This window comes from Bradyrhizobium sp. 956_D2_N1_4, from assembly GCF_052076025.1.
In the GTDB taxonomy this organism is placed as follows: domain Bacteria; phylum Pseudomonadota; class Alphaproteobacteria; order Rhizobiales; family Xanthobacteraceae; genus Bradyrhizobium; species Bradyrhizobium barranii.
Genome location: NZ_CP197237.1, coordinates 4,102,752 through 4,128,564, shown reverse-complemented (window position 1 = coordinate 4,128,564; position 25,813 = coordinate 4,102,752). Strand labels below are relative to the sequence as shown.

General features: G+C 64.6%; 26 protein-coding genes and 1 tRNA gene. 17 read left to right on the top strand and 10 right to left on the bottom strand.

Annotation, left to right across the window (positions count from 1 at the left end; translation table 11 throughout):
- Nucleotides 1-73: 73 nt before the first annotated feature.
- Both AB7535_RS19480 and AB7535_RS19475 read right to left on the bottom strand, forming a co-directional pair.
- Nucleotides 74-1,084, bottom strand: a complete 1,011-nt coding sequence (locus AB7535_RS19480) for an alpha/beta fold hydrolase (RefSeq protein WP_085405475.1) — start codon at nt 1,082-1,084, stop codon at nt 74-76.
- Between the two features lie 196 nt (nt 1,085-1,280).
- Entirely contained in the window at nt 1,281-1,979 is a 699-nt protein-coding gene (locus AB7535_RS19475) for an ArsR/SmtB family transcription factor (protein WP_085405476.1), read from the bottom strand.
- 149 nt (nt 1,980-2,128) lie between these two features.
- On the opposite strand from AB7535_RS19475, the gene AB7535_RS19470 reads away from it, so the two are divergent.
- The 3 genes from AB7535_RS19470 (at nt 2,129) to AB7535_RS19460 (ending at nt 3,693) form a co-directional block, all read left to right on the top strand.
- Entirely contained in the window at nt 2,129-2,437 is a 309-nt protein-coding gene (locus AB7535_RS19470; RefSeq protein ID WP_028151164.1) for an NIPSNAP family protein, read from the top strand.
- Nucleotides 2,438-2,461: 24 nt separating this feature from the next.
- Nucleotides 2,462-2,812 (top strand): antibiotic biosynthesis monooxygenase family protein, encoded by a 351-nt coding sequence (locus tag AB7535_RS19465; RefSeq protein WP_085405477.1) that lies wholly within the window; start codon nt 2,462-2,464, stop codon nt 2,810-2,812.
- Between the two features lie 71 nt (nt 2,813-2,883).
- On the top strand, nt 2,884-3,693 hold the full coding sequence (locus AB7535_RS19460) for an isocitrate lyase/PEP mutase family protein (RefSeq protein ID WP_063982628.1): 810 nt from the start codon (nt 2,884-2,886) through the stop codon (nt 3,691-3,693).
- Between the two features lie 162 nt (nt 3,694-3,855).
- On the opposite strand, the gene AB7535_RS19455 is transcribed toward AB7535_RS19460, so the two are convergent.
- Complete coding sequence (locus AB7535_RS19455) at nt 3,856-4,251, bottom strand: hypothetical protein (RefSeq protein WP_085405478.1); 396 nt, start codon at nt 4,249-4,251, stop codon at nt 3,856-3,858.
- A gap of 167 nt (nt 4,252-4,418) precedes the next feature.
- Here AB7535_RS19455 and AB7535_RS19450 point away from each other — a divergent pair, with 167 nt between their 5' ends.
- On the top strand, nt 4,419-5,063 hold the full coding sequence (locus AB7535_RS19450; RefSeq protein ID WP_354115487.1) for a trimeric intracellular cation channel family protein: 645 nt from the start codon (nt 4,419-4,421) through the stop codon (nt 5,061-5,063).
- Nucleotides 5,064-5,224: 161 nt separating this feature from the next.
- Here the strand turns inward: AB7535_RS19450 and AB7535_RS19445 are convergent, their stop codons facing one another.
- Nucleotides 5,225-6,433, bottom strand: coding sequence for a c-type cytochrome (locus AB7535_RS19445; protein WP_085405479.1), 1,209 nt, complete (start codon nt 6,431-6,433; stop codon nt 5,225-5,227).
- Nucleotides 6,434-6,705: 272 nt separating this feature from the next.
- Between AB7535_RS19445 and AB7535_RS19440 the strand changes: the two genes are divergently transcribed.
- The 9 genes from AB7535_RS19440 to AB7535_RS19400 all read left to right on the top strand — a co-directional run bounded on the left by AB7535_RS19440 (nt 6,706) and on the right by AB7535_RS19400 (nt 20,053).
- A complete protein-coding gene (locus tag AB7535_RS19440) occupies nt 6,706-10,197 on the top strand; it encodes an indolepyruvate ferredoxin oxidoreductase family protein (RefSeq protein WP_085405480.1) in 3,492 nt (1,163 codons plus the stop codon).
- 494 nt (nt 10,198-10,691) lie between these two features.
- Entirely contained in the window at nt 10,692-11,849 is a 1,158-nt protein-coding gene (locus AB7535_RS19435) for a thiolase domain-containing protein (RefSeq protein ID WP_039147548.1), read from the top strand.
- Nucleotides 11,849-12,238, top strand: coding sequence for a Zn-ribbon domain-containing OB-fold protein (locus AB7535_RS19430; protein WP_085405481.1), 390 nt, complete (start codon nt 11,849-11,851; stop codon nt 12,236-12,238). Before AB7535_RS19435 ends, AB7535_RS19430 begins: the two co-directional genes overlap by 1 nt.
- 201 nt (nt 12,239-12,439) lie before the next feature.
- Nucleotides 12,440-13,300: a MaoC family dehydratase gene (locus AB7535_RS19425; RefSeq protein WP_085405482.1), complete on the top strand. Its 861-nt coding sequence runs from the start codon at nt 12,440-12,442 to the stop codon at nt 13,298-13,300.
- A 162-nt stretch (nt 13,301-13,462) separates the two neighbouring features.
- A complete protein-coding gene (locus AB7535_RS19420; protein WP_085405483.1) occupies nt 13,463-14,341 on the top strand; it encodes an SDR family oxidoreductase in 879 nt (292 codons plus the stop codon).
- A gap of 131 nt (nt 14,342-14,472) precedes the next feature.
- Nucleotides 14,473-15,426, top strand: coding sequence for a dihydrodipicolinate synthase family protein (locus AB7535_RS19415; protein WP_085405484.1), 954 nt, complete (start codon nt 14,473-14,475; stop codon nt 15,424-15,426).
- A 4-nt stretch (nt 15,427-15,430) separates the two neighbouring features.
- A complete protein-coding gene (locus AB7535_RS19410) occupies nt 15,431-16,246 on the top strand; it encodes an NUDIX hydrolase (RefSeq protein WP_085405485.1) in 816 nt (271 codons plus the stop codon).
- Between the two features lie 80 nt (nt 16,247-16,326).
- Nucleotides 16,327-17,241, top strand: a complete 915-nt coding sequence (locus AB7535_RS19405) for a DMT family transporter (protein WP_085405486.1) — start codon at nt 16,327-16,329, stop codon at nt 17,239-17,241.
- A gap of 124 nt (nt 17,242-17,365) precedes the next feature.
- Entirely contained in the window at nt 17,366-20,053 is a 2,688-nt protein-coding gene (locus AB7535_RS19400) for a PAS domain S-box protein (RefSeq protein ID WP_085405487.1), read from the top strand.
- A gap of 8 nt (nt 20,054-20,061) precedes the next feature.
- Here AB7535_RS19400 and AB7535_RS19395 read toward each other — a convergent pair whose 3' ends face one another.
- Nucleotides 20,062-20,415, bottom strand: a complete 354-nt coding sequence (locus AB7535_RS19395; protein ID WP_063986297.1) for a GrlR family regulatory protein — start codon at nt 20,413-20,415, stop codon at nt 20,062-20,064.
- Between the two features lie 260 nt (nt 20,416-20,675).
- Here AB7535_RS19395 and AB7535_RS19390 point away from each other — a divergent pair, with 260 nt between their 5' ends.
- Nucleotides 20,676-21,170, top strand: coding sequence for a hypothetical protein (locus tag AB7535_RS19390; RefSeq protein WP_085405488.1), 495 nt, complete (start codon nt 20,676-20,678; stop codon nt 21,168-21,170).
- 50 nt (nt 21,171-21,220) lie between these two features.
- On the opposite strand, the gene AB7535_RS19385 is transcribed toward AB7535_RS19390, so the two are convergent.
- Entirely contained in the window at nt 21,221-21,607 is a 387-nt protein-coding gene (locus AB7535_RS19385; RefSeq protein WP_085405489.1) for a VOC family protein, read from the bottom strand.
- 181 nt (nt 21,608-21,788) lie between these two features.
- Between AB7535_RS19385 and AB7535_RS19380 the strand changes: the two genes are divergently transcribed.
- The 3 genes from AB7535_RS19380 (at nt 21,789) to AB7535_RS19370 (ending at nt 23,283) form a co-directional block, all read left to right on the top strand.
- A complete protein-coding gene (locus AB7535_RS19380; RefSeq protein ID WP_166097179.1) occupies nt 21,789-22,361 on the top strand; it encodes a hypothetical protein in 573 nt (190 codons plus the stop codon).
- Nucleotides 22,362-22,523: 162 nt separating this feature from the next.
- On the top strand, nt 22,524-23,054 hold the full coding sequence (locus AB7535_RS19375; protein WP_085405491.1) for a hypothetical protein: 531 nt from the start codon (nt 22,524-22,526) through the stop codon (nt 23,052-23,054).
- Between the two features lie 152 nt (nt 23,055-23,206).
- Nucleotides 23,207-23,283 (top strand) — tRNA-Arg (locus tag AB7535_RS19370).
- Between the two features lie 294 nt (nt 23,284-23,577).
- On the opposite strand, the gene AB7535_RS19365 is transcribed toward AB7535_RS19370, so the two are convergent.
- From AB7535_RS19365 to AB7535_RS19350, 4 genes are all read right to left on the bottom strand, one after another.
- On the bottom strand, nt 23,578-23,730 hold the full coding sequence (locus AB7535_RS19365; RefSeq protein ID WP_014494567.1) for a hypothetical protein: 153 nt from the start codon (nt 23,728-23,730) through the stop codon (nt 23,578-23,580).
- Between the two features lie 187 nt (nt 23,731-23,917).
- Entirely contained in the window at nt 23,918-24,883 is a 966-nt protein-coding gene (locus tag AB7535_RS19360; RefSeq protein WP_085405492.1) for an AraC family transcriptional regulator, read from the bottom strand.
- A 146-nt stretch (nt 24,884-25,029) separates the two neighbouring features.
- Nucleotides 25,030-25,263: a hypothetical protein gene (locus AB7535_RS19355; RefSeq protein ID WP_085405493.1), complete on the bottom strand. Its 234-nt coding sequence runs from the start codon at nt 25,261-25,263 to the stop codon at nt 25,030-25,032.
- A gap of 141 nt (nt 25,264-25,404) precedes the next feature.
- Nucleotides 25,405-25,683, bottom strand: coding sequence for a hypothetical protein (locus AB7535_RS19350; RefSeq protein ID WP_071912916.1), 279 nt, complete (start codon nt 25,681-25,683; stop codon nt 25,405-25,407).
- Between the last annotated feature and the right edge of the window lie 130 nt (nt 25,684-25,813).

The following is a 25,813-nucleotide window of genomic DNA, read 5'->3' as shown; positions in this document are numbered from 1 at the left end:
AACGGAGCTCCAGGTTCTTTGTTCTGATGCGTTTCTTTGACGCGAACCGGTATCGACGTCGCTCGAAAACGCTCTAGCGGCCGAGAAAGCCCAGCACCAATTCCTTGTACTTCTCCGGCGCCTCCAGGAAGACGAGGTGTCCGGTGTCCGGGATCACTTCGGCCCGCGCGTTCGGCATCTTGGCCGCAAGCGCTTTCGCGAGCTCCGCGTTCTGGCCCATTTTCGCGCGCAATGCCTCCGGCGCGTTCGGACGGCCCGGCGCGTTGTGATCGTCGGCGCCCATGATGAACAGCGTCGGCTCTGTGATCAACGCGACCTCGTGCGCGACCGGCTCGCGATAGATCATCTGGCCGGAGCTGACGTAGGCGCGCAGCCAGCGCGGATAATCGGGACTGCCTTTGATGTTGAAGCGGGCGTCGACGAACGGCGTGATCGCGTCGTCCGGCAGCTTGATCGCGTAATTGGTCTGGAGCTGCTTGCGGTAGCCGTCGGGTGTGAGCTTGTCCTCGGTCTCGATGATCTTCTCGGTCGGCGTCGGCGGCACGTAGAGGCGGTAGTCTTCCAGCCCGATCGGCGCGGTCAGCACGAGATGGGCGACGCGGTCCGGATAGGCGCGGGCGATGCGTACGCCCAGCATGCCGCCGAGCGAATGCGCGACGACCTCGGCTTTGTCGATCTTGAGATGATCGAGCAGGGCGATGGTGTTGCGCGCCAGATTGTCGAAGTGCAGTTCGCCTTGCGGCTTGGAGGATTTGCCGAAGCCGATCTGGTCCGGCACCACGACGCGGAAGCCTGCCTCGCTCAGCATCTTGATGACGGGCGCCCAGTAGCTCGACGGAAAATTGCGCCCGTGCAGCAGCACGACGGTGCGGCCGTTCGGCCGCTCGGGCGTGACGTCCATATAGGCCATGCTGAGCTGCTCGCCGTCATTGATGACAGGCAGCAGATGCACGGGATACGGATAGGCAAAGCCTTCGAGCGCGATGCCATAGGGCTCGCGCGGGGTAGTGTCGGCGGCGTAAGCGAAAGAGAGCGGGGCGGTGAGGAGGGCGGCGGCAAGCGCGACCGGGAGGAGGCGGTTCATGAAGATCTCGTAATTGGAGCCGTCATTCCGGGGGCACGTCGAACACGCGAACCCGGAATCTTGAAGTTCCAGGTTCGATGCTTCGCATCGCCTCGGAACGATACTGCGCTTAAAGCGATGGATGGCCCGGTCAAGCCCGGCCATGACGGAAGCCGTGGTTCACACGCAAACGTGCGATCTCACGCACCTGGCGTGATCAATCCTTCCCGGTCCCGAACAGCGTCGCAAACTGCTTCTCGCCGGTACGTGTGAAATTCACCACGCGGCTGCCGGGCGTGGCGTCGCGCGCGGCCCATTTCAGCTCGGCGAACCGCTGCATCATGGCGGCGCCCAGCGTGCCGGCGAGATGATGGCGCCGCTCGCTCCAGTCCAGGCAGGCCTTGCACACCGGACGGCGCGGATGGGTGAGCATGTCGGGCAAGATCTGCAAATGCTTTGCGAGGAAGCGCTCGCCCTCGGCCGTCAGCTCGATGTCCTGCTTCTTCTGCCTGACCAGGTTTCGTGTGCGTAGACTGTCGAGCATCTGCACGCCGAGATCGCCGGCGAGGTGGTCGTAGCAGATCCGCGCGCGCCGCAGCGCCGGATCCTTCGGCCCGGTGCGCACGCGCATGTGGCCGGTCCGCGCGGCAAGGCCCGCAAGGCCTTCGAGCACGCCGGCCACGTCATCGTCGGTGAGGCGGTAGTAGCGGTGGCGGCCCTGCTTCTCCGGCTCGATCAGCCCGCCGGCCTCGAGCTTGGCCAGATGCGAGCTCGCGGTCTGCGGAGTGATGCCGGCCTCCTGCGCGAGCTCGCTCGCCGTCAGCGCGCGGCCGTTCATCAGCGCGGTGAGCATGTTGGCGCGGGCGGGGTCGCCGACCAGCGAGGCAATCATGGCGATGTCAGGACCTGATTTCATGCTTCGACGGTAGCCGAAGCATTGCGGTGGAGCAAGGACGTAGTCTGTCCCTGCGAACACGTCATTGCGAGCGAAGCGAAGCAATCCAGTTGCTTCAGCGGCGACGGTGTTGCTCGCGCTTGTCGCGATGAAAAATCAGCGAGCTCACCATGTCCGTCACCGTCTTCATCCGCTACCAGCTCGATCCCTTCAAGCGCGCGCAGTTCGAGGAGTACTCGAAGCGCTGGCTCACCATCATCCCGAAATGCGGCGGCGACCTGATCGGCTATTTCATGCCGCATGAGGGCACCAACAACATCGCGTTTGCGCTGATCACCTTCGAGAGTCTTGCCGCCTATGAGGCCTATCGCGCCCGGCTGCGGCAGGACGCAGACGGCATGGCCAACTTCCATTTCGCGGAGGAGAACAAATTCATCCTCGCGGAAGAGCGCACCTTCCTGCGCAAGGTGGTATTGTAGACCGCCAACGCAAAGGAGACGCCCATGATTGCCGTGATTTTCGAAGTCTGGCCCAAGCCGGAACATCGCCAGGACTACTTCGACCTCGCGGCCGACCTGAAGCCGATCCTGCAAACCATCGATGGCTTTATCTCGGTCGAGCGCTTTGAAAGCCTGACCGAGAAGGGCAAGATCCTGTCGGTGTCGTTCTGGCGCGACGAGGCGGCGGTTCAGGCCTGGCGCAACACGATGGAACACCGGCGCACGCAGGCGAAGGGCAGGGCGAAGATCTTTGCCGATTATCACCTGCGCATCGCCAGCGTCATCCGAGACTACGGCATGAATGATCGCGAGCAGGCGCCGAAGGACAGCCGCGCCGTGTACGACGCGCACTAGCGTTTGCGGGCGCGCACTGGCGCTGCCCAGTGCGCGCGCTTATGTCTGCGCGGCCAACAAGGGAGAGAAACATGCATGTGACAACCGCTGACAAGCGCGCGACGTTCAAGACGATGCACGAGAGCGGCTGCTTCATCCTGCCCAATCCGGTCGACGTCGGCAGCGCCAAGGCGTTGCAGCATCTCGGGTTCAAGGCACTGGCCTCATCGAGCGCGGGCTTTGCCTGGACCATCGGCAAGGCCGACAACCACGTCACGGTCGACGACGTCTGTCAGCATTTGGCAGCATTGTGCTCGGCCGTCGACATCCCCGTGAATGCGGATTTCGAGGGCGGCTTTGCCGTCGAGCCGGACAAGGTCGCGGACAATGTCGAGCGCGGTGTGCGCACCGGCGTCGCCGGCCTCTCGATCGAGGATTCCACCGGCGACAAGGACAAGCCGCTCTACGAGCGCGCGCTGGCGGTCGAGCGCATCAAGGCCTCGCGCAAGGCGATCGGCGACAGCGGAACGCTGCTGGTCGGCCGCTGCGAGGCGTATTTGTGGGGCGTCACCGACCTCAAGCTCGTTATCGACCGGCTCACGGCCTATGCGGACGCAGGCGCCGATTGTCTCTATGCGCCGGGCCTGAAGACGCGCGAGGACATCGCCGCCGTGGTGAAGGCTGTCGCACCAAAGCCGTTCAACCTGCTGATCGGCGCGTCCGGCCTGTCCTTGCAGGAGGCCGCCGACCTCGGCGTGCGCCGCATCAGCGTCGGCGGCTCGCTCGCCCGCGCCGCCTGGGGCGGCTTCATGCGCGCCGCGAAGGAGATGGCGGAGAAGGGGACGTTTACGGAGCTCGGCACCGGCTATTCCGGCGGCGAACTCAACAAGATGTTCAGCTAAACGAAAAGCGGCGGGATGTAAGGTCCCGCCGCTCTCTCATCCTCTCGGTGTCATGCCCCGCGCAAACGGGGCATCCAGTACGCCGCGGCCTCTCGATTCAATCTCCGCCGCTGGTGGAATACTGGGTCGCCCGGTCAAGCCGGGCGACGACAGCTGTTGTCGTTACTTCGCGCCCTCAGACGGGGCGGCCGGATCAGGCGCCGCCGGCTTGCTCGGGGCAGCACCCGTGGTCACGCCGGGTCCGGTGTTGTTGCGTGGCGTCACGTCACGCATGCCGGGAGGCGCGGCCGGATTCGCAGGCGGAGCCTGCTGGGCGGTCTGCGTTGTCGGCGTGTTGCTGGCCTGGTTGCCGGTGCTCGTGTTGTTCAGTCCGTAGAACACGGCACCCAGTACCAAGGCGATCGCCACTGCGAACAAGGCTACCTTGCCGCTGGAGGCGGGGCCTTCGCCAAGCTCGGGATCGACCTGAAGCTCGGCATCCCGTCGCGCCGCACGGACATACTCATCATCGGCGAGATTCGGGCGATACGGATCGTTGGGAAAACGGTCGTCAGCCATCGATTTTGTCTCCTCGATTATTGCGGCTGGACAACCCCTAGATGCGAGATTCTGTTCCGCCCTCCTTAGTGCTTTCGTCGCATGTTGCCCTTGTGCAAGGAATCGGGAACCTGTTCATTTTGGAACAGTTGCGCGTCGGTTCCATCGAAGGGGAAGGGAACAAAGCGATGTGGAGCGTGCCGCCGAGCGATAGCGTGCTGCATCTGTTGTCGCTGGTCGCGGTCGCAGCGCAAGGCATGACCGCCGCGCTCGCGGCCGGCCGCCGGAGCATGGACTGGCTCGGCGTCTGCTTCCTCGGCTGTATCACCGCGCTCGGCGGCGGCACCTTGCGCGATCTCTTCCTCGGGCATTATCCGCTGGCCTGGGTCGCTCATCCCATCTACCTCGCGCTGGCCGGCGGCGCCGCCTTCCTCACCATCCTGATCGCGCGGCTCGTGCACCGGCTGAAGGTGGCCTTCATCGTGCTCGATGCCATCGGCCTCGTGGTCTTCACCATGGCCGGCTGCGACATCGCCTGGCAGACGGGTGCCACGCTGCCGATCGTCATCGTCTCCGGCATGGTGACCGGCTGCGCGGGCGGGGTGCTGCGCGATGTGCTCTGCAACGACGTGCCGCTGCTGTTCCGCTCCGAGCTCTACGCGACCGTTTCGGTGGCGACCGGCCTGTTCTATGCCACCGCGTTCGGCTTGAAACTCAACGCGGAGCTCTGGACCATCTTGACGTTTGTCCTCGGCGTCAGCTTCCGCCTGCTCGCGGTGCACTACAAATGGGAGATGCCGAAATTCGTGTTCACGGAAGGCGAGGAGCGGTAGGGCTTACTTCGCCTTTCGTAGAGTTTGAGCGCTATCGCATCCACGGCGTCATGGCCGGGCCTGTCCCGGCCATCCACGACCTTTGCCACGGCACGAAAGAACGTGGATGCCCGGGACAAGCCCGGGCATGACGACCTCTGGTGAATACTGAGGAGCGTGAACTACTGCTCCTTCCGCGCCTTCGCCACCTGCGCCGTGGTCACCAGCGGCGCGGCGTTGCCCCAGGAATTGCGGATGTAGTTCGTCACGGCGGCGATCTCTTCGTCGGACAATTGCTTGGCGTAGCCCGGCATCTCGCCGCTGTTGGGCGCGCGTGGCGTCGTCACGGTGTGGGCGCCGTCGAGGATGATGCGCAAGCTGGAGGACGGATTGACCGATTGCAGAAGCGCGTTACCGGGCAGCGGCGGATAGATGCGCGGCGCGCCGGAGCCGTCGGCTTCATGGCACGCGATGCAGAGTTTTGCGTAGACGGCCTGACCGGCCTTCATCTCGGCATCGTCGGGCGGCGTCACGATCGTCTCGCGCCGCGACGGCGGCAGGCTCTTCAGATATTCCGCGATGGCGCGCACATCGGCATCGCTCATCTTCGAGGTCGAGCCGACGACCACCTCGGCCATTAGCCCGCCAGCATGGCTTTTGACGTTTCGCCCGCTTTGCAGATACTCGGTGATGTCTTCGACGCTCCATGACTTCAGCCCGGTGCGCGCGGCGCCATCGAGCCTTGGTGCGTACCAGCCGCCGACCTCGTTGCCCGACAGCGCCTGCGCAGTTTTGTCCGCGCCGAAATAGTTCTTCGGCGTGTGGCAGGCGCCGCAATGGCCGAGCCCGGTGACGAGATAGCCGCCCCTGTTCCACGCCGCGCTCTGGCTCTGGTCCGGCTCGAACAGGGCGGGCTTGAAATACATCGCGTTCCAGACCCGCATCAAGCCGCGATGGCCGAACGGCCAGCGCAGCTCCGGCGGCTTGTTGCGGCTTGCGACGGGCGCCAGCGTTCCGAGATAGGCCCGGATCGCCAGCGTGTCGTCCTTGGTCATCTTCGTGAAATAGGGATAGGGGAAGGCCGGGTAATAGTTCGAGCCGTCGGGCGCGATGCCGGTGCGCACCGCGCGGGTGAAATCGGCGTCGGTCCAGGCGCCGATCCCGGTGTCACGATCCGGCGTCAGGTTCGGCGCGTAGATCGCGCCGAAGGGCGTATCGATGCGCTTTCCGCCCGCGAATGGCTTTGCCGGATCGGCGGTGTGGCAGCCCGCGCAGTCGCCGGCCTCGACCAGCGCCTTGCCATAGGCGATCAGCTCCGGCGATGGCTCGGCGGCGCGGGCCGCGCTCGCAACTGCACTGCACAATGCGACAACAGCCAGAATCATTCGCATCGAAAGCTTCCCCTGCGACCAATCGCCCGGATAGGAGCCTCACGTCGTTTCGCGTCGGTGGGGGTATGGTGACACAAATTGAAAATGCGCGATGCCTTTGCAGCCACGAAATTGCGATTATTACCCGGCGCTTCCTTTGGTCCAGATTTGTGATGCGGAGCGTTAAATATCCGACATAGAGTGGCGGAGTTGGTCGGCGCGCCCTAGCTAAAAACAACGGGCAGGCAACGGCTTAAGTGGCCAAACGCTCAAAAGGCCGGAAGAGGACAAGAATGGGTATCAACCAGGGTCCGATCAGTCTCGACCAGAAATACACCCAGGAAACCGGACACGTCTTCACCACGGGCATCCAGGCCCTGGTCCGGTTGCCGATGGCCCAGATCCGGCGTGACCGCGCCAACGGCCTCAACACCGCGGGCTTCATCTCCGGCTACCGCGGCTCGCCGCTCGGTGGCTACGACCAGCAGCTCTTTGCGGCGCGAAAACATCTCGAGCAGTACAACATCAAGTTCCAGCCCGGCGTGAACGAGGATCTGGCGGCGACCGCGGTGTGGGGCTCGCAGCAGCTCAACCTCTCGCCCGGCGCCAAATACGATGGCGTCGTCGGCATCTGGTACGGCAAGGGCCCCGGCGTCGATCGCTGCGGCGACGTGTTCCGCCACGGCAATGCCGCCGGCTCGGCCAAGAACGGCGGTGTGCTGTGTCTGGCCGGCGACGACCACGGTGCAAAATCCTCCACTGTTCCGCATCAGTCCGACCACGCCTTCATGTCGGCTTTGATGCCGTATCTCTATCCCTCCAGCATCCACGAAATGATCGAGATGGGCCTGCTCGGCATCGCGATGTCGCGCTATTCGGGCTGCTGGGTCGGCATGAAGGTGATCACGGAGACGGTGGAGACCACCGCCGAGATCGACCTCACCGACGAGATGAAGCCGTTCATCATCCCGCCCGATTTCGAGCTGCCGCCCGGTGGCCTCAATCTGCGCTGGCCTGACGACCGCTTCGAGCAGGACCGCCGCCTCCAGGACTACAAGGGCTTTGCCGCGATCGCCTTTGCGCGCGCCAACAAGGTCAACCGCGTCACCATGGATTCCCCGAACGCCCGCTTCGGCATCATGGCGTCGGGCAAGAGCTATGAGGACGTGCGCCAGGCGCTGCGCGAGCTCGGGATCACCGAGGAGGTCGCCGCCAAGATCGGGCTTCGCCTCTACAAGATCGGCATGCCCTGGCCGCTGGAGCCCGAAGGCGTACGCCAGTTCGCGGTCGGGCTCGAAGAGATATTCATCATCGAGGAACGGCGCGAGATCGTCGAGAACCAGGTCAAGCAGGAGCTGTTCAACTGGCGCGACGACGTCCGCCCGCGCATCGTCGGCAAGATGGACGAGCACGACAAGCGCTTCCTGACCTTCGCCGCCGAGCTCAGCGTTGCCTCGCTTGCGACCTCGCTCACGGAGCGGCTTCTCCGCCTCAATCTCAACCCCGAGATCGCGGAGATGCTCCGCGCCAAGGCCGACTGGTTCAACGGCCGCCAGGCCACGCAAATGCAGGCGACGGCGCCTGTCTCTCGCGTACCGTATTTCTGCTCCGGCTGTCCCCACAACACGTCCACCAAGGTCCCCGAAGGCAGCCGCGCGCTCGCCGGCATCGGCTGCCACTTCATGGCGCTGTGGATGGATCGCTCGACCGAGACGTTCACGCATATGGGCGGCGAGGGCGTGCCGTGGGTCGGCATCGCGCCCTTCACCAACGAGAACCACATCTTCGCCAATCTCGGCGACGGCACCTACTTCCACTCCGGCCTTCTCGCCATCCGGCAGGCGGTCGCCTCCAAAACCAACATCACCTACAAGATCCTCTACAACGACGCCGTCGCGATGACGGGTGGCCAGCGCCATGACGGCGATCTCTCGCCGCAGCAGATCACGTTCCAGCTCCACGCCGAAGGCATCCGCGAGATCTACCTGGTCTCGGAGGCGCCCGATACCTACCCGGCCGACACCATCGCGCCCGGCGTGAAGCTGTATCACCGCGACGAACTCGACAACGTCATGAAGATGTGCCGCGAGTACAAGGGCACCTCGGCGATCGTCTTCGTGCAGACCTGCGCCGCCGAAAAGCGCCGCCGCCGCAAGCGCGGCCTGATGGAGGATCCCGCACGCCGCGTCATGATCAACCCGGCGGTCTGCGAAGGCTGCGGCGACTGCTCGGTGCAGTCGAACTGCATCTCGGTCGAGCCCCTGGAGACCGAGTTCGGCCGCAAGCGCGCCATCAACCAGTCGTCCTGCAACAAGGACTATTCCTGCGTGAAGGGCTTCTGCCCGTCCTTCGTCACCGTCGACGGCGGCAAGCCGCGCCATCGTGCGCCGGCCGATCTCGGTGACATCGGCGAGCTGCCGGAGCCCGCGTCTCGGCCGACGGTGGACAAGCCCTATAATATCGCAGTCGGCGGTGTCGGCGGCACCGGTGTGCTCACGATCGGTGCGCTGCTCGGCATGGCTGCGCATATCGAGGGCAAGGCGTCGATGATCCTCGACATGTCGGGCCTGGCGCAGAAGGGTGGGGCGGTGCTCAGCCACGTCCGCCTGTCGGATCATCCGGCCGAGGTGACCTGCTCGCGCATCGTCACTGGTACGGCAGATCTCGTGCTCGCCGCCGACGAGGTGGTCGCGGTCGCCAAGGACACGATCTCGCTCTGCGACACCAGCCGCACCCGCGGCATCATCAACAGCCACGTCATTCCGACCGCCGACTTCGTCCTCAACCGCGACTTCAACTTCCAGACCCGCAAGTTGAACGGGCTGCTGGAAACGGCGCTGCACAAGGACTCGGTGTTCTTCGACTTCACCAAGCCGGCCGAGCAGCTGCTTGGCGACAGCATCGCCACCAACATGATGATGATGGGATATGCCTATCAGAAAGGCCTGTTCCCGCTGTCGGCAGAATCGATCGAGCAGGCGATCGAGGTCAACGGCGTCGCGATCAAGATGAACAAGGAGGCCTTCCGCCTCGGCCGCCTCGCGGTCGCCGATCCCCAGCGCCTCGCCGACATGCTGAAGGGGACGGACGAGGTGGTTGCGCCGAAGACGCTCGACGCGATGACGCTGGATGAGGTCGTCGCGCATCGCGCCAAGCACCTGACCGCGTACCAGAGCGGCCGCCTCGCAAAACGCTATCGCAAGCTGGTCGATCAGGTTCGCGAAGCCGCCAAGCAGGGCGGTTATGACGATGCGCTGCCGCGCGCGGTCGCGGTGAACTACGCCAAGCTTCTGGCCTACAAGGACGAATACGAGGTTGCGCGCCTGTTCACCGACGGTGCTTTCGAGCAGCAGCTCCGCGACCAGTTCGAGGGCGACTTCAAGTTCAACTTCAATCTGGCCCCGCCGATCCTCAGCAGTGGTGTCGACGCGCTCGGACGCCCGAAGAAGCGCGCCTTCGGCCCGTGGATGCTGAAGGTCTTCCGCGTGCTGGCGAAATTCAAATTCCTGCGCGGCACGCCGCTCGACATTTTCGGCCGCAGCGCCGACCGCAAGCTCGAACGCGATTTGATCGTGGGCTACGAGAAGGACGTCGCCACCGTGCTCGGCCTGTTGTCGCCGGTCACCGTCGACACCGCGGTCGAGCTGCTATCGCTGCCCGACCGCATCCGCGGCTACGGCCCGGTCAAGGAGAAGGCCGTCGCGGACGCGAAAGCCCGCTACGCCCAGCTCGCGGCCGACCTCGCGAGCCCGCCGCCTGCGCCGAGGCAGATCGCGGCGGAGTAGGGGCGAGCCACGATCTCGTAGGGTGGGCAAAGGCGCAAAGCGCCGTGCCCACCATCTCACCACGATTGAGCCGCAAGAGGTGGGCACGCTTCCGCCTTCGCTCTTCGAGCTACGGCGGACAAGTCGCTTTGCCCACCCTACGATTTCGTCTTTGAAATCAACCACCGTCCCACTGTGCATGGGGTTGTTTTCGCAAAAAAGAAAATCGCTTGTGCCGTCGGGCAAAACACCTTTAGGACTCTGGCCGTCATTGCGAGCGCAGCGAAGCAATCCAGAAATGCCTCCGCGGATAGACTCTGGATTGCTTCGCTGCGCTCGCAATGACGACGCGGTGGCGGAGTGGCCTTCCCGCCGCACTTCGAGATTGCGGTAGCCGGGAGTTGCGCCAACGCGCTGCCCTCTCGCCCGACGGAATATTTCCGCGCTTGCCAAGCTGGCCCCCGCGGTTCAGAAAAACGGAGCAAGAAGAAACGCGAGCGCGGAGACCTGACGTTTTGACCATCAAGGGCAAGGCCTACATTGCCGGGATCTACGAACACCCGACCCGGCATGCGCCGGACAAATCCACCGCCCAGCTCCATGCCGAGGTCGCCAAGGGCGCGATCGAGGATGCCGGGATCAGCAAGGACGACGTCGACGGCTATTTCTGCGCGGGCGACGCCCCCGGCGGCGCATGGCCGATGGTCGATTATCTCGGCCTGAACACCAAAAAACTCCGCCACGTCGATTCCACCGAGACCGGCGGCTGTTCCTACATCATCCATCTCGGCCATGCCGCTGAAGCCATCGCGGCCGGCAAGTGCTCGATCGCGCTGATCACGCTCGCGGGCAAACCGCGCACCGGTGTGATGCCGCCGCGCGCAGCCGGCGCGGAAGCCGATTTCGAGTCCGCTTACGGTGCGACCACGCACAATGCCTATGGCATGTGTGCCATGCGCCACATGCACGACTATGGCACCACCAGTGAGCAGCTCGCCTGGATCAAGGTCGCGGCCTCGCATCACGCGCAATACAATCCGCACGCGATGCTCAAGGACGTCGTCACCGTCGAGGACGTCCTGAACTCGCCGATGATCTCCGATCCGCTGCACCGCATGGATTGCTGCGTCGTCTCCGACGGCGGCGGCGCGCTGATCGTGACGACGCCGGAGATTGCGAAGAGCCTGAAGAAGCCGCTGGTCAAGCTGATCGGCCATGGCGAGGCGATGAAGGGCCCGCGCGGCGGCAAGGATCTCGATCTCACTTACTCCGCCGGCATCTGGTCCGGCCCGCGCGCGTTCGAGGAAGCCGGCATCACGCCGAAGGACATCAAATACGCCTCGATCTACGACAGCTTCACCATCACCGTGCTGATGCAGCTCGAGGACCTCGGCTTCTGCAAGAAGGGCGAGGGCGGCAAGTTCGTTGCCGACGGCAATCTGATCTCGGGCGTCGGCAAGCTGCCGTTCAACACCGACGGTGGCGGGCTCTGCAGCAACCATCCCGTCAATCGCGGCGGCATGACCAAGATCATCGAGGCGGTCAGGCAGCTGCGCGGCGAGGCGCATCCGAAGGTGCAGGTCAAGAATTGCGATCTCGCCATCGCCCACGGCACCGGCGGCCTTCTGGGCGTTCGCCACGCCGCCTCGACGGCCATTCTGGAGCGCGTGTGATGAGCGAAGCGAAAAAGTATCCGGCACCGGTCACGAACCCCGAGACCGCTGCGTTCTGGGACGCGGCCAAGCAGGGCAAGTTCATGATCAAGCGCTGCACCGCGTGCGGCGAAGCGCATTACTTCCCGCGCTCGATCTGCCCGTTCTGCTATTCGGACAAGACGGTGTGGGAGGAGAGTTCGGGTGAGGCCACGATCTACACCTGGAGCCTGATGCGCAAATCGCCGACCGGCCCCTATGCCATCGCCTATGTCACGCTGAAGGAAGGGCCGTCGCTTCAGACCAACATCGTCGACTGCGATCTCGAGAAGCTCAAGATCGGCCAAAAGGTGAAGGTGGTGTTCAAGCCGACCGATGGCGCACCATTGCCGTTCTTCACGCCGGCGTAATTTCTTCCTTCCCCCCTTGTGGGGGAAGGTGGCGCGAAGCGCCGGATGAGGGGTATCGCTCCGCAGAGGGACTCTCTGTGCGGAAGCAACCCCTCACCCAAATGAGTTTGCCGCACGGCTCTCGCGGCCCTCTCCCACAAGGGGAGAGGGCACATTAACGAGCGCCGCTGCTCGCGGAGAGACCGGGAGGAAACCAGAAAAATGTCCGCCAGATACGAAGAACTCAAAGGCCTCAAAAATCTCGGCCAGAAATACGCCTATGGCGATCGCGAAGTCATGCTCTACGCCTACGGGATCGGCCTCGGCGCCGATCCGATGGACGAGAAGGAGCTCGCCTTCGTCAATGAGGGCACGCTGACGCCGCGGCCGCTCAAGGTGGTGCCGACGTTTGCGTCCGTCGCGGCGTGGGGCTCTGGGCCGGGCGAAATGAATCTCAACCGTGTCATGGTGGTCGATGGCGAGCGCGACATCACCTTCCACCAGCCGCTGCCGGTCGCCGCGAACATCACCGCCGATTCCTCCGTGGTCGAGGTCTACGACAAGGGCAAGGACAAGGGCGTCGTCATCAGCCACCAGACCGTGCTCAAGAACGAGAAGGGCGAGAAGCTTGCTACTCTCGTTGCCTCGCGCTTCGCCCGCGGTGACGGCGGCTTTGGCGGGCCGAACCTGACCCAGCCCGATCCGCACAAGATACCCACGCGGAGCCCCGACAGGACCATCGACATCGTCACGCGCCCCGACCAGGCGCTGGTCTATCGCCTCTGCGGCGACCGCAACCCGCTGCACAGCGATCCCGAGTTCGCCAAGAAGGCCGGCTTCCCGCGCCCGATCCTGCACGGCATGTGCACCTACGGCATCACCTGCCGCGGCGTGCTCCAAACCTATGCCGATTACGACGCCTCTGCTTTCCGCCAGCACGTCGCGCGGTTCTCATCGCCGGTCTATCCCGGCGAGACCGTGACGATGGATCTCTGGAAGGACGGCAACGTGATCTCGTTCGAGGCCAAGGTGAAGTCGCGCGGCGTCACGGTGATCAAGAACGGCAAGACGGTGCTGGGTTAGGGCGGTCTCGTGCCCCGGACGCAGCGCAGCGCTCCTTAGCGGTGCGCTGCAGAGCCGGGGCCCAGAGAATGTCGAACGAAGAATGGGTCCCGGCTCTGCGACGCAGCGTTTCACGCTGCATCGCGTCCGGGGCACGAAAAACAAAAACAGGGAGAGGCCACCATGGGACTACTCGACGGCAAGGTTGCGCTGATCACCGGCGCGGGCGGAGGGCTCGGTGAGGCCTACGCAAAACTGTTCGCGCGGGAAGGGGCGTCCGTCGTCGTCAACGATCTCGGCGGCCCCCGTGACGGCTCCGGCGCCGACAAGTCGATGGCGCAGCTCGTGGTGGACGCGATCATGGCCGAGGGCGGCAAGGCGGTCGCCAACGGCGCCGACATCTCCACCATGGAAGGCGGCCAGTCGGTGTTCGACGACGCCATCAAGCACTTTGGCCGCGCCGATATCCTGGTGAACAACGCCGGCATCCTGCGTGACCAGACCTTTTCCAAGGCGTCCGAATCCGACTGGGACAAGGTGATCAAGGTGCATCTGAAGGGCACCTTTTGTTGCACCATGCCGGTGTTTCGCTGGATGCGGGAAAACGGCGGCGGCGTCATCGTCAACACCTCCTCGACATCAGGGCTGATCGGCAATTTCGGTCAGACCAATTACGGCGCGGCCAAGGGCGGCATCTGGGGCCTGTCCAACGTGCTGGCGATCGAGGGCCGGAAGTACAACATCCGGATCTGGACGCTGGCGCCGGGCGCTTTGACCCGCATGACCGCAGACCTGCCCCGCTATAAGGAGAACCCCGGTGCGGCGCTGGGGCCGGACGGCATCGCGCCGGCCGTGCTATACATGGTCAGCGACTTGTCGGGCGACCAGACCGGCAAGGTGCTGGGCGTGTCCGGGCCCCGCGGTGTGCGCGAAATGCGGATGATGGAAATGGACGGCTGGAAGCCGCCGCACACGGGCTGGAAGGCCCAGGACATCGCCGATCACGCCAAGGAGATCTTCTTCTCCGAGGAGCAGATCAAGATGGGGGCGCGGCGGTTTTAGCTACACTGTCATTCCGGGGCACGACGAAGTCGCGAGCCCGGAATCCATACCCCCGGCTTGTGGTTATGGATTCCGGGCCTGTCCCTTCGGGCCATCCCGGAATGACGAATAGAGAGAGACAAGGAAAGACGATGAAACTGACCGCCGACGCCAAGGGCACCTTCGCAATCGCGCCGACACCGTTCCACGATGACGGCCGGATCGACGAGCGCTCGATCGACCGCCTGACCGATTTCTACGAGGAGGTCGGCTGCGACGGCGTCACGGTGCTGGGCATCCTCGGTGAGGCGCCGAAGCTCGATGCCGCCGAGGCCGAGCAGGTGGCGGTGCGCTTCGTCAAGCGCGCCAAGAAGATGCAGGTGATCGTCGGCGTCTCCGCGCCGGGCTTTGCCACGATGCGCTCGCTGGCGAAGGCCTCGATGGATGCCGGCGCGGCCGGCGTGATGATCGCGCCGCCGCCGTCGCTCCGGACCGACGACCAGATCGTCGGCTACTATAAGCAGGCGGCGGAGGCGATCGGGCCCGATGTGCCCTGGGTATTGCAGGACTATCCGCTGACGCTCTCGGTGATCTTCACGCCTGCGGTGATCCGCAAGATCGTCACTGACAATCCGAATTGCGTGATGCTCAAGCACGAGGACTGGCCGGGTCTGGAAAAGATCTCGACGCTGCGCAACTTCCAGAAGGACGGCTCGCTCCGTCCGCTCTCGATCCTCTGCGGCAATGGCGGACTCTTTTTGGACTTCGAGATGGAGCGCGGCGCCGACGGCGCCATGACCGGCTACGCATTCCCTGAGCTCCTGATCGATGTCGTGCGCCTCTCGAAGGAGGGCAAGCGCGACGCTGCGCATGATCTGTTCGACGCGCATCTGCCGCTGATCCGCTACGAGCAGCAGCCGGGCGCAGGTCTGGCGGTGCGCAAGCACGTACTGCAGAAGCGCGGCATCATCGCCTCCAGCGCCCAGCGCAAGCCGGGCGCGACCATCACGCCGGCGGCGAAGGCGGAGGTCGATTACCTCCTGTCGCGCGTCGCCCGCGTCGACAAGCGCGCCAATCTTGGCCCGCAATCCAGCGCCGCAGGTTAGTTGAATGCCAGAGACATCAGCATCACGCCCGGCTTCGACCATCCTTCTGCTCCGTGACGGCGCAAAGGTCGACGGCAAGAGCCGCGACGAAATCGAAGTCTTCATGATGGTCCGCCATCATCAGATCGAGTTCAACTCGGGCGCGCTGGTGTTTCCCGGCGGCAGTGTCGATGCCGGCGACAACGAGATCGTCGCCCGTGCCGACCTCTATTCGGGCGGCGAGGGCCTGAGTGAATCGGATCGCGGTTTTCGGATCGCCGCGATCCGCGAGACCTTTGAGGAGAGCGGCATCCTGCTGGCACGGGCGAAGGACTCGGGTACGCCGATCGATGCCAAGCGCGCCGGCGAGATCGCCGACAAGCATCGCGTCGCCCTCAACGAGCACAAAATCAGCTTCCTGAGCATCTTGGCCGACAACGGCCTCCAGCTCGCGCTCGACACGCTCGTGCCCTATGCGCACTGGATCACGCCGGAGGGCATGCCGAAGCGGTTCGACACCTGGTTCTTCCTCGCGGCCGCACCGCCCGATCAGCTCGGCGCCCATGACGGCCGGGAGTCGACCGACTCGATCTGGGTGTCGCCGCGCGAAGCGGTGGAGGGCGGCGAGAGCGGCCGCTTCAAGCTGCCGTTCCCGACCACGCGCAACCTGATCCGGCTCGCCAAGCAGGGCAGCGTGGGCGCCGCGCTGGAGCACGCCCGCGGCATGTCGATCGTCACGGTGATGCCTGTCATGACCAAGACCGAACGCGGCCGCCAGCTCCGCATTCCCCGTGAAGCCGGCTATGACGGCGAGGTGTTCGAGGTCGGGGCGGTCGGCTAGGATACTTCGATACTAAACGAAGTATTGACGGCCGCGGACGCGCTAGGTTCCGTCCATCGCGAATGGACGGGACGAGCAAAATGGATCAGGGACGGGACCCCAACATCGCCGTCGAGCTGGCGCTGCTGGTCGCGCTCGCAACGCTCTGGGGCGGCTCCTACACCTTCATCAAGCTCGGCGTCGCCACCATTCCGCCGATCACGCTGATCGCGGCGCGCACCACGATCGCCGGTCTGCTGCTGCTCGTCGTCATGTGGGCGCGCGGCATCAGGATGCCCACGGATGCCGCGACCTGGCAGCGCTTCGCGTTCCAGGCCGTGCTCAACAGCGTCATCCCCTGGACGCTGATCGCCTGGGGCGAGCGTCATGTCGACGCGTCGCTCGCGACCATCCTCAACTCGGCCGGGCCGATCTTCACCTTCCTGCTCACGGCCGTCGTAACGCGCCACGAGGTGACGACGCCGCGAAAACTGTTCGGCGTAGTCGCCGGCATGGCGGGCATCCTGCTGATCGTCGGCGTCGACGCTTTCCACGACGTCGGCAGTGGCCTCGTCGCGGAGGCCGCCATCGTCGCCGCCACCATCTGCTACGCCTGCGCCGCGATCTTCGGCCGCAGTTTCAAAGGCCTCGATCCGATGGCACCGGCCGCGGGCTCGCTGCTGGCGGGCGCGGCGGCGCTGATCCCGGCCTCGCTGATCGTCGAACAGCCCTGGACGCTGTCGCCCTCGCTGAGTTCCGTGCTGGCGCTGCTCGCGCTGGCGACCTTCTCGACCGCGGCGGCGTTCGCGATCTACTTCCGCCTGATCCAGACGCTGGGCTCGGTCGGCACCACCGCGCAGGCCTATCTGCGCGTGCCCATCGGGGTCGCCATCAGCGTCGCCTTCCTCGGCGAAATCCTGAGCCGGACCGCCTGGATCGGGCTTGCCTGCGTCGTCCTCGGCGTCGCCGCCATGACGATCCCGGCCCGGCGGCCGGTCAGCGTCAAAACGTCATAATCAGGTGGGGAGAAGGGCGGCGGACTCGCGATATTAAGGATATTCGGCAGCGCGAGGCATGTTCCCCCGGGGCCGCAAACCATCGTATATTGGGCCTCCAATAGCCCGGTCCTCAAAAGCCCCAATGTCCGCCGAATTGACGCCGACCCCTGAGAAAAAGCGAACATTCTCGCTCTCCATCGGCCAGCTCACCTTCGGCAGCTTCCTCCTGGTGCTGGCCGTGATCATCGTCACCTCGACCGCGAGCGTGATCGCGATCCGGCACATCGATACGACCTTCGCTGAGTTGCAGCGGCTCCAGAGCGTCGGCGACCTCGCCGAGGACATCGACCGCCGCATGAACGAGCTGCGGCTTGCGGCGCGCGATTTCGTCACCGACCCTGGCGCCGGCACCCAGTTCAAGCAGGTCGGCGAGGCGGCCTCGACGCTGAATGACATCCTGAGGAAGACCCGCATCGAGCTCGCGCCCGAGCAGCAGGACATGATCGACGGGGTCACCGAGCGCCTCGCGACCTATCGCAATGGCCTCGAGCGGATCTCGACCCTGATCGACCGCCGCGCCCAGCTGCTCGCCGGGCTGCCGCCGCTGCGCGACCGGTTCGACGTGGCCGTCGGAGCCGCGGCGGACCGCGAGCTCGCCTCCCGCCTGTCGGAGTCACAGAGCCGGATCGCACTCGGGCTGCTCGCGCGCAACCCGTCCGCCGCCGAGCAGGCCGCACAGGGGATGCGGGCGATGGACATCGCGGACGCCAGGCTGAAGACGGCCGTGAACGACTATGCCGAGGCCATCATCGCGGTGGCGGTCCGGGAGCGGCAGATCGCCGATATCGACCGCGAGGTGCTGGGCACCGAGGGCCGCCTGATCGGCCGCGTCACGGAACTCCTGCGCGAGGTCAGCGCCCGGCGCGGCCACGTGCTGTCGCGCGATTTCGCCCGCACGCTGACGGAGGCGCGGTGGCAGAGCATCGTGTTCGGCACCATCGGCGTCTTGATCGGCATTCTCGCGGCCGGCTTCGTGGTGCGGCGGACCGTCCGGCCGCTTGCGAAGATCGCGAGATCCATCCGCGCGCTCGCAGCGGGCGAGAAGGACACTTCGATCCCGTCGGCCGACCTCGACAACGAGATCGGCGACATCGCGCGCGCGGCCGAAGTGTTCCGCCGCGCGCTGGAGGAGGCCGACACGGCGCGCGAGGCGGCGGTGCGGGCGCTCACCGAGCAGCGCCTTGCCGAAGAGAGCTACCGCAAACTGTTCGAGGGCTCGGTCGACGGCATCTACGTCACGACGCCGGCCGGCGATCTCCTCAACGCCAATCCGGCGCTGGCGCGGATGATGGGCTATGACAGCCCGCAGCAGCTCATCGACAGCATCAACGACATCGCCCACACCATCTACGTCCACCCCGAGGCGCGCGCCGAATACCAGCGGCTGATGGCGCGCGACGGCATCGTCCGCGAGTTCGAGTACCAGGTGCGCCAGCGCAGCGGCAACATCCTGTGGCTTTCCGACAGCGCCACGGGCGTGCGGGACGAGGCGGGCAACATCGTCCGCTACGAGGGCACGCTGCGCGACATCACCGACCAGAAGCGGGCGGAAGACGCCATCGCCGAAGGACGGCGCCTGCTCCAGCAGGTCATCGACACCGTGCCCGCGGTCATCAACGTCAAGGACCGCGAGCTGCGCTACGTGCTGATGAACCGCTATATGGCCGGCATCTTCGGCATCGAGCCCGCCGATGCGCTCGGCCGCACCACCGCGGATCTGATGTCGCGCTACGGCGCAGCCAAGACCGACGAGAACGACAAGCGGGTGCTCAGGCTTCGAAAAGGTCTCGGCTTCTACGAGGAGGAGTACAAGGATGCCTCCGGCAATATGCGGCAATGGCTGGTCAACAAGCTGCCGCTGCTCGATGCCGACGGCGAGATCGAGCGGATCGTCACCGTGGCGCTCGACATCGGCGAGCGCAAGCGCGGCGAGCAGGAGATGCGCAAAGCCAAGGAATCGGCTGAGACCGCGTTGCGAAACCTGCGCGAGACCCAGGCCTCGCTGATCGAGGCGGAGAAGCTCGCCGCGCTCGGACGGCTCGTCGCCGGCGTCGCCCACGAGGTCAACAATCCCGTCGGTATCAGCCTCACGGTCGCATCCGCGCTGGAGCGCAAGACCGCGATGTTCACCTCCGAAGTCGAGCGCGGCGAGCTCCGTCGCTCCACGCTCAACGACTTCCTCAACACCAGCCGCGATGCGTCCTCGCAGCTCGTCTCCAACCTGAACCGCGCGGCCGAGCTGATCCAGTCGTTCAAGCAGGTTGCGGCCGACCGCAACTACTCGGACCAGCGCAGCTTCGATCTCGGCGACCTCACCGAGCAGGTGGTGATGAGCCTGCGGCCGGGCTTGCGCAAACACAATCTGACGCTCAACGTCGAGTGCCAGCCGAGCCTGACCATGAACAGCTATCCCGGCCCGTATGGCCAGGTGCTGACCAATCTGTTTCTCAATTCGGTGGCGCACGCCTTCCCGGACGGCCGGCCGGGGATCATCGACATCCAGGTGCGCGAGTCCGGCAAGGACAATGTCGAGATCATCTTCTCGGACAATGGCTGCGGCATGTCGCTCGACGTCCGCCGCCGCGCCTTCGATCCGTTCTTCACGACGCGGCGCGACCAGGGCGGCACCGGCCTCGGACTGCACATCGTCTACAGCATCGTGACGAACCGCCTCGGCGGGCGGCTCGATCTCGATTCCGAGCCGGGCGAGGGCACGCGCATCCAGATCATCCTGCCGCGTACCGCGCCGCTCGAGCAGGCTGCGGAATAGTTCCGCGCCTAATCAGCTTCCGCGAGCTTGTGCAGCGTGGCGCCGAAAATCAGGCTGGCCTTGCCGACGAGCGCTGTGCCCGTCATCTCCGCGCGGGTGTCCGTGTAGGTCCCGCTGACGCCGATGCCGACCGGGGCAGGGCCGCCGAACAGCGGATTGTCATCGCCCCGCGGCGAGGTGTGCCGTTGCACCAGCACCTCGCCCTTGAAGGTGTGGTCGTCCTTCACGACGTAGCTGCCGGTGTAATAGAGGTACGCATCGCCGCCAAGGATCTTGCCGTCGCGAAAAAGAATCACGCCGCTGCCCTTGCCGACTCGACCATCGAGCAGGTTCACGTGAATCGAATAGAGGCCGTTCTTCATCACGTCCCACAGGCCGGCCGCCATCGCCCAACGGCGTAACCGGTAGAGCTTTTATGCCAAAGCGCGTTCCCGCGCGCAACGCGGCAGTTTGCCGGGCGGCGGTGTGATCTTGCCGCCGCCAGCCGTAGTTGTCCCGGCTTGTCTATGACACCGCCATGACGGTCTGATCATGACGCGAGGCCAGTCGTTGCGAATCAAGTTGGCCCGCGAAATGCATAACCATTGTTGCACTGGCCGCGGGGTGCTGGAGCAAGACAAACGTGAGCAACTGGATCGATTCCGGCGGCGATGAGCCGCGTCTGTACAGTGTGCGTCCCACGATTTGCGAAACACAACGGCCGACTGGCGGCGCGCCACGCTGGCGAAGCATGGTGAGCCTCACTTGCGCCTTGGCTCTGATCGCGCTCGCAGCCCCCTCGGGGCATGCGCGCGACCGCGGCCAGTTCGTCAACACCAATGCCGAATTGAAGGCGTGGTTCGACGGCCTGCGCAGCGGCAAGGGGCCTTGCTGTTCCGATGCCGACGGCTCGGCGCTCTCGGACACTGACTGGGAGAGCAAGGACGGACATTATCGTGTCCGCATCCCGCGCCTGGGCCACGTGCTCGACGGCCAGCAGCAGGAGCTCGTCTGGGTTGATGTGCCCGAAGAGGCCGTCATCTCGGAGCCGAACCGGGTCGGGCGCACCATGGTGTGGCCGATCTACGGCTACATGGGCGTCGCCATCCGCTGCTTTATGCCCGGCAGCATGAGCTAGCCGGGCGACAGCACGCCCGGCCTCTCGTCGACCTCAGATGCGGCGCCGCGTTAGGTGTATTTCTTGTCGCGCTCGAGCAGCTCGATGGAGATGCCTTCCGGGCCGCGGATGAAGCAGATGCGCACGCCGGGCCGGATCGTGGTCGGCTCGCGCGTGAAGGTGACCCCCTTGGCCTTGATCTCGGCCGCGACGGCGTCGATGTCCTTCACGGTGAGACCGAGATGGTCGAGGCCCTGATGCGGGTGCGGCGGCGGCGGGTTGACGGCGTTGTCGCCCTCGAGCGATGCGATGAAGATTTTTGCGCCGCCGAGATTCACGTCGATCCGTCCCGGTGCGCGCACGATCTCGCCGCCGAGGATGTCCCGCAGCCAGGCCGCTGTGGCCTCCGGATCGGGACTGCGCAGATGGACGTGATCCCAAGTGACGACGACTGGCATTTCATGTTCTCCCAACGGGGTCTTCGATGTTGCAGCGCATGTTAGCGGCCCCGGCTGGTGATCGCCACCGTCCTTGCCGACTCGCCACGAGCGCGGGAACCTTAGTTCGTCTCCCGGATTAAGGTAAACAGTGGCCGAGTCCGTCATCGAACGAACTCCGGCCGCGGTTGGTGATACAGCCATGAACGCCAGGTTTGACCGGATCGGGTGGGGACGTTTCGCCGGGAGCGGCGAGCGCCTGGCGCGAGCCGTGACGATCGCGAGCGTCTCGTTCGGGCGAAGCCTGCTCTGGCTACTGGCGGCGATCATCGTCGGCTGCGGGGTGTGGATGCTGCTGCCGCTCTCCAGGGGCAACAGCACCGAGCCGGTGAAGTCTGACGTGGCAACGGTCGAACCGGCACCTCCGGGCAGTACGGCGGCGGCGGTCTCGCCGATTGTCGAAGCTCAGGCGCCAGCTGCGGCAGAACTCGATCGCCTCAAAATCTCATCGCAAACCTGGCGCCGTGGCGGGCTCGGCTCGAAGGCGCTGGTGACGTTCACGCTGCGAAACGACAATGACTATGCCGTTAAGGATCTGGAGATCGTCTGCGCGTTCACGCGGCGCGATGGCAGTCATCTCACCGACCGCAGCCGCGTGCTTGCCGACACGGTAACGATGAAGAGCCGCAAGACCTTTGCGCGTATCCCTGTCGGCTTCATCAACGTTAACGCCGATCAGGCGAAGTGTTCGCTGGTTGCAGCACGGCGCGCGTAACGCCCGGCAGTTCCCGGTAGCGGAAAAGTTACTGTCCGCAGGCCTTGGCCGAAAAACTTGGCGTTGCCATTTGAACCAAGGGCCGGGTGCAGGAACCAATTAGAGTATCGCCGGTTTAAGGCGAAGAGCCCACGCGGGGATGCGGGGGGCGGAGCGTGGCCGATGCCCATTTTCAGGTACTTCGTTTTCGTCGGTGGAGCCTTGCTCGCACTGTTGTTCGTGGCGGATTACGTTCTGCCGTCGCAACCGGTCGCACGGGCTATCGTCACCGCAAGCAACGATCAGCCGCTGATCCGGATCCGGTCGGATCGCCATTTGCCTGAGCGCGTCGTGCTCGACACCAGCCAGCCGACCATTGCCGCACCCGCAGTGAAGACCGCCGCGGTCGTTGCGCCTCAGCCGCCGGCGCAGGAGGCTGCTTCGCCGGAGCTGGCCGAGATGTCGGCCAAGGCGCGGGTGCGCGAGACCTTCGCCCAGTTTACGCCGGCCCCGAAGGCCAACGCCACTGCGGCCAGGAAGGCGGAGGCCAAGCCGCAAGTTCAGGCGCAGGCTCAGCTTCCTCAGGGGCAGACGCCTCAGATCCAGGCTCAGCCCAAGCGCAAGGTCGCCAGGGCGCACCCGGCGCCGCAACAGGGCCGGCCGATGCTGTTCGCGCAGCAGCCCCATTTCGGTCTCTTCAACACGACCTGGTAAGGGTGCCTCCGACCCGTCTCGAATCGAGACGGGGAGGGCTTTTTATTGGTCAATCTCTCTGCTAATTCGAACCGATCCGAACGCCGTCCGGTGCGCTGGCTTGCCAGCAGCGGTCCGGCGCTTCTCGGTTGCGGCCCCATACCCGGGCCGGGGCGCTCGTAGCTCAGCTGGATAGAGCATCGGATTTCGATTCCGAGGGTCGGAGGTTCGAATCCTTCCGAGCGCGCCAACACAATCAACAACTTAGACCTCATTTGCGCCAGACCGGTTTTTGCGGTTTGCAATTGGTTTGCAGACTTAATGCAAAGTCATATATTTGCAATCTATAGTTGTTGGTTTGCAGGCTGCCGAATAGTTGAGCAAAATCAATACCCCGAAAGGGGTTCAGTTTGCAATTAAGTTATTGATATTGCTATATAAATTTAGGATTTCGATTCCGAGGGTCGGAGGTTCGAATCCTTCCGAGCGCGCCACTTGTCAGGCCGGAGCCTCGAGGCTCGGCCGGCTCAATCCGCGGGTCCCCTTACTTGCCCTGGATCTTCAGCCCATTGGGGCCGACATTGATCTGCAGGCCGTCGGGCTGTTTCTTCGCCTGGTAGAGGTTGTAGCCGAGCACGGCTGCCGTGACGACCAGAGCGCCGATGATCAGAAACAGGACGTTGCGGTTGATAGACATTCTCTTCCCTGAACCACTTGATTGACGGCGAGAAAAACCCCGCGCGTAGGCGCGCGGGGTTTCTCAGCGCGCCCCCGGGGCTGGCTGGCGGCGCACTGCTCGGACCTGACAACCTCGTTCGAGGGAACCTGTTCCATAGCACCCCGACGCGTGGTCAAGGCAAGCCATCGGCGTCGCGCCTGTGATGTCAGCTTGCGGAACGGCAGGTGTGGCGGGCCCGTGCCAGCGTGTCGGAGGGCGCCTCATGGAAGGTCGCGCGGTAGGCCGCGGCAAACTCGCCGAGGTGATGAAATCCCTGGGCGCGTGCGCATGTGGCGACCGTCGCGCCGCCGCCCTTGAGCAGCCGCGAGCGTGTGGCCCACAGCCGCTTCAGGCGGATGTATTGATGCAGGCTCATGCCGCGCACCTTGCTCACCGCGCCGCCGAGCGTTCGGACCGAAACGCCCAACTCACCGGCGAGATTGGCCGTATAGATCGGAGCGGTCGGATAGGCCGAGACGTAATCGTCGATCTGCTGCACGAGCCTGGCCGATCGCGCGCCGGCATTCGGGGCGGTGCGATCAGACGACGGGTCGATTTGAAACAAATCGTCGAAGGCGAGCAGGAGGCCCTCCTGGAGATGCGCGGCGACCTCGGTGGTTTCGAACATGTGCGGCTCTACGGACGCGGTCCGCAGGATGTCGAGAACAAGCTGACGCGCGTAGAGATGCGCCACGGGGTCCGCGATGCGAACCCACAATGCATCGGCGCGATCGAACCAGCCGCGATCTCTGAGCCCGGGGGAGAACATGATCAGCGCGTGGTAATTGGTCTGATGCTCGACGAAATGACAATGATGATTGCCGCGCAAGGCGATGAAAACGCGCGAGTCGAGCTCGATCCCGCTCGAGCTGGCCCGCAGATCGTCGGTCATCGGCAGGATCACCATGCCGCCCGGTGCGCGATAGGCGGTATCGAGAATCCGCGCAAACGACCTCGCCACGATGATCCGGCACCCCGGCAGGTTCACGATCGCACGCGCCGCAGCGAAGTTGGCGACGTCGAGCGGAATGCTGCGGGCGTCTTCCATCGACTCGGCCGGTCGAAACGCGTCGACATCGGCAAACCGGATCAACTGGAGGGCGGAGGAGGGGGCGAGAGCGTCGAAGAACATGCTTCTGGCCGGATGCTGCAATGTGACAATTAAATGAAAATCAATACATCGCAATCAATGGCGAAACAGGATGATTCAGTAAACCGGATTCCAGGCCGTAGTATTGCGGACATCATGCCACGCGGCGCGGCGGGTCGATGTCACCGTCAACGGTCCCGGTTCATCGGTTGGCCTGAGGCGAGGTCGATGAAATGGAGACGCGTGCAGGCGGGACAGGCGAAGGACTCGAAGCTCCGCCCCTCGAGCCGCCGCCCCTCGAGCCTCCGCCCCTCAAGCCTCCGCTCGTCAAGGCTCCGCTCGTCAGGCCTTGGCTGCCTCTCGAGATGCGTCTGCACATTCATGCCCGTCTGGGGGCATCGGAAAACAATGAAATCCGCCATCGACGCAGAATGACGGCACATCGAATTTCATCTTTGATCTAGATCAGTTTTGGAATCGCTCCACGCAAGCCGCGCGCACGCGAATGGACGCAAGGCGCGATCTCGCAAAAGCGAAGGGGCCCGAGAGGGCCCCTTTGGAGATCACCAGCGGCGATAGCGTGGTCCGTAATAGCGAGGCCCATAGGCGCGTGGCCCATACCCATAATATCGGGGCCCGTAATACGGCCGCGGGCCGTAATACCCATCATAGTTCGGGCGCCAGAAACAGCGTCCCCAGGCGTCGCAGACCATGCGGACCTGCTCGACGTCGGAGACCTGCGGCGTCGCAGGTGCGGGCGCGATGGGCATGGCGGACGCCGCCGGCGATGCCATGATGGCACCGAACAGGGATGCGGCGACGAGGCCAGTCTTGAGATTCATGATGTCTTCCTCTGCTTACGCAAAACAGGATATCGAAGTTGTTCTGATCAAATTGTGGCGGAACCGAAATGTAATGCTGATGAACAAATCTTCAGCAAAGCTCGCCGCAGACCTGACCTTTCGCTCCGCA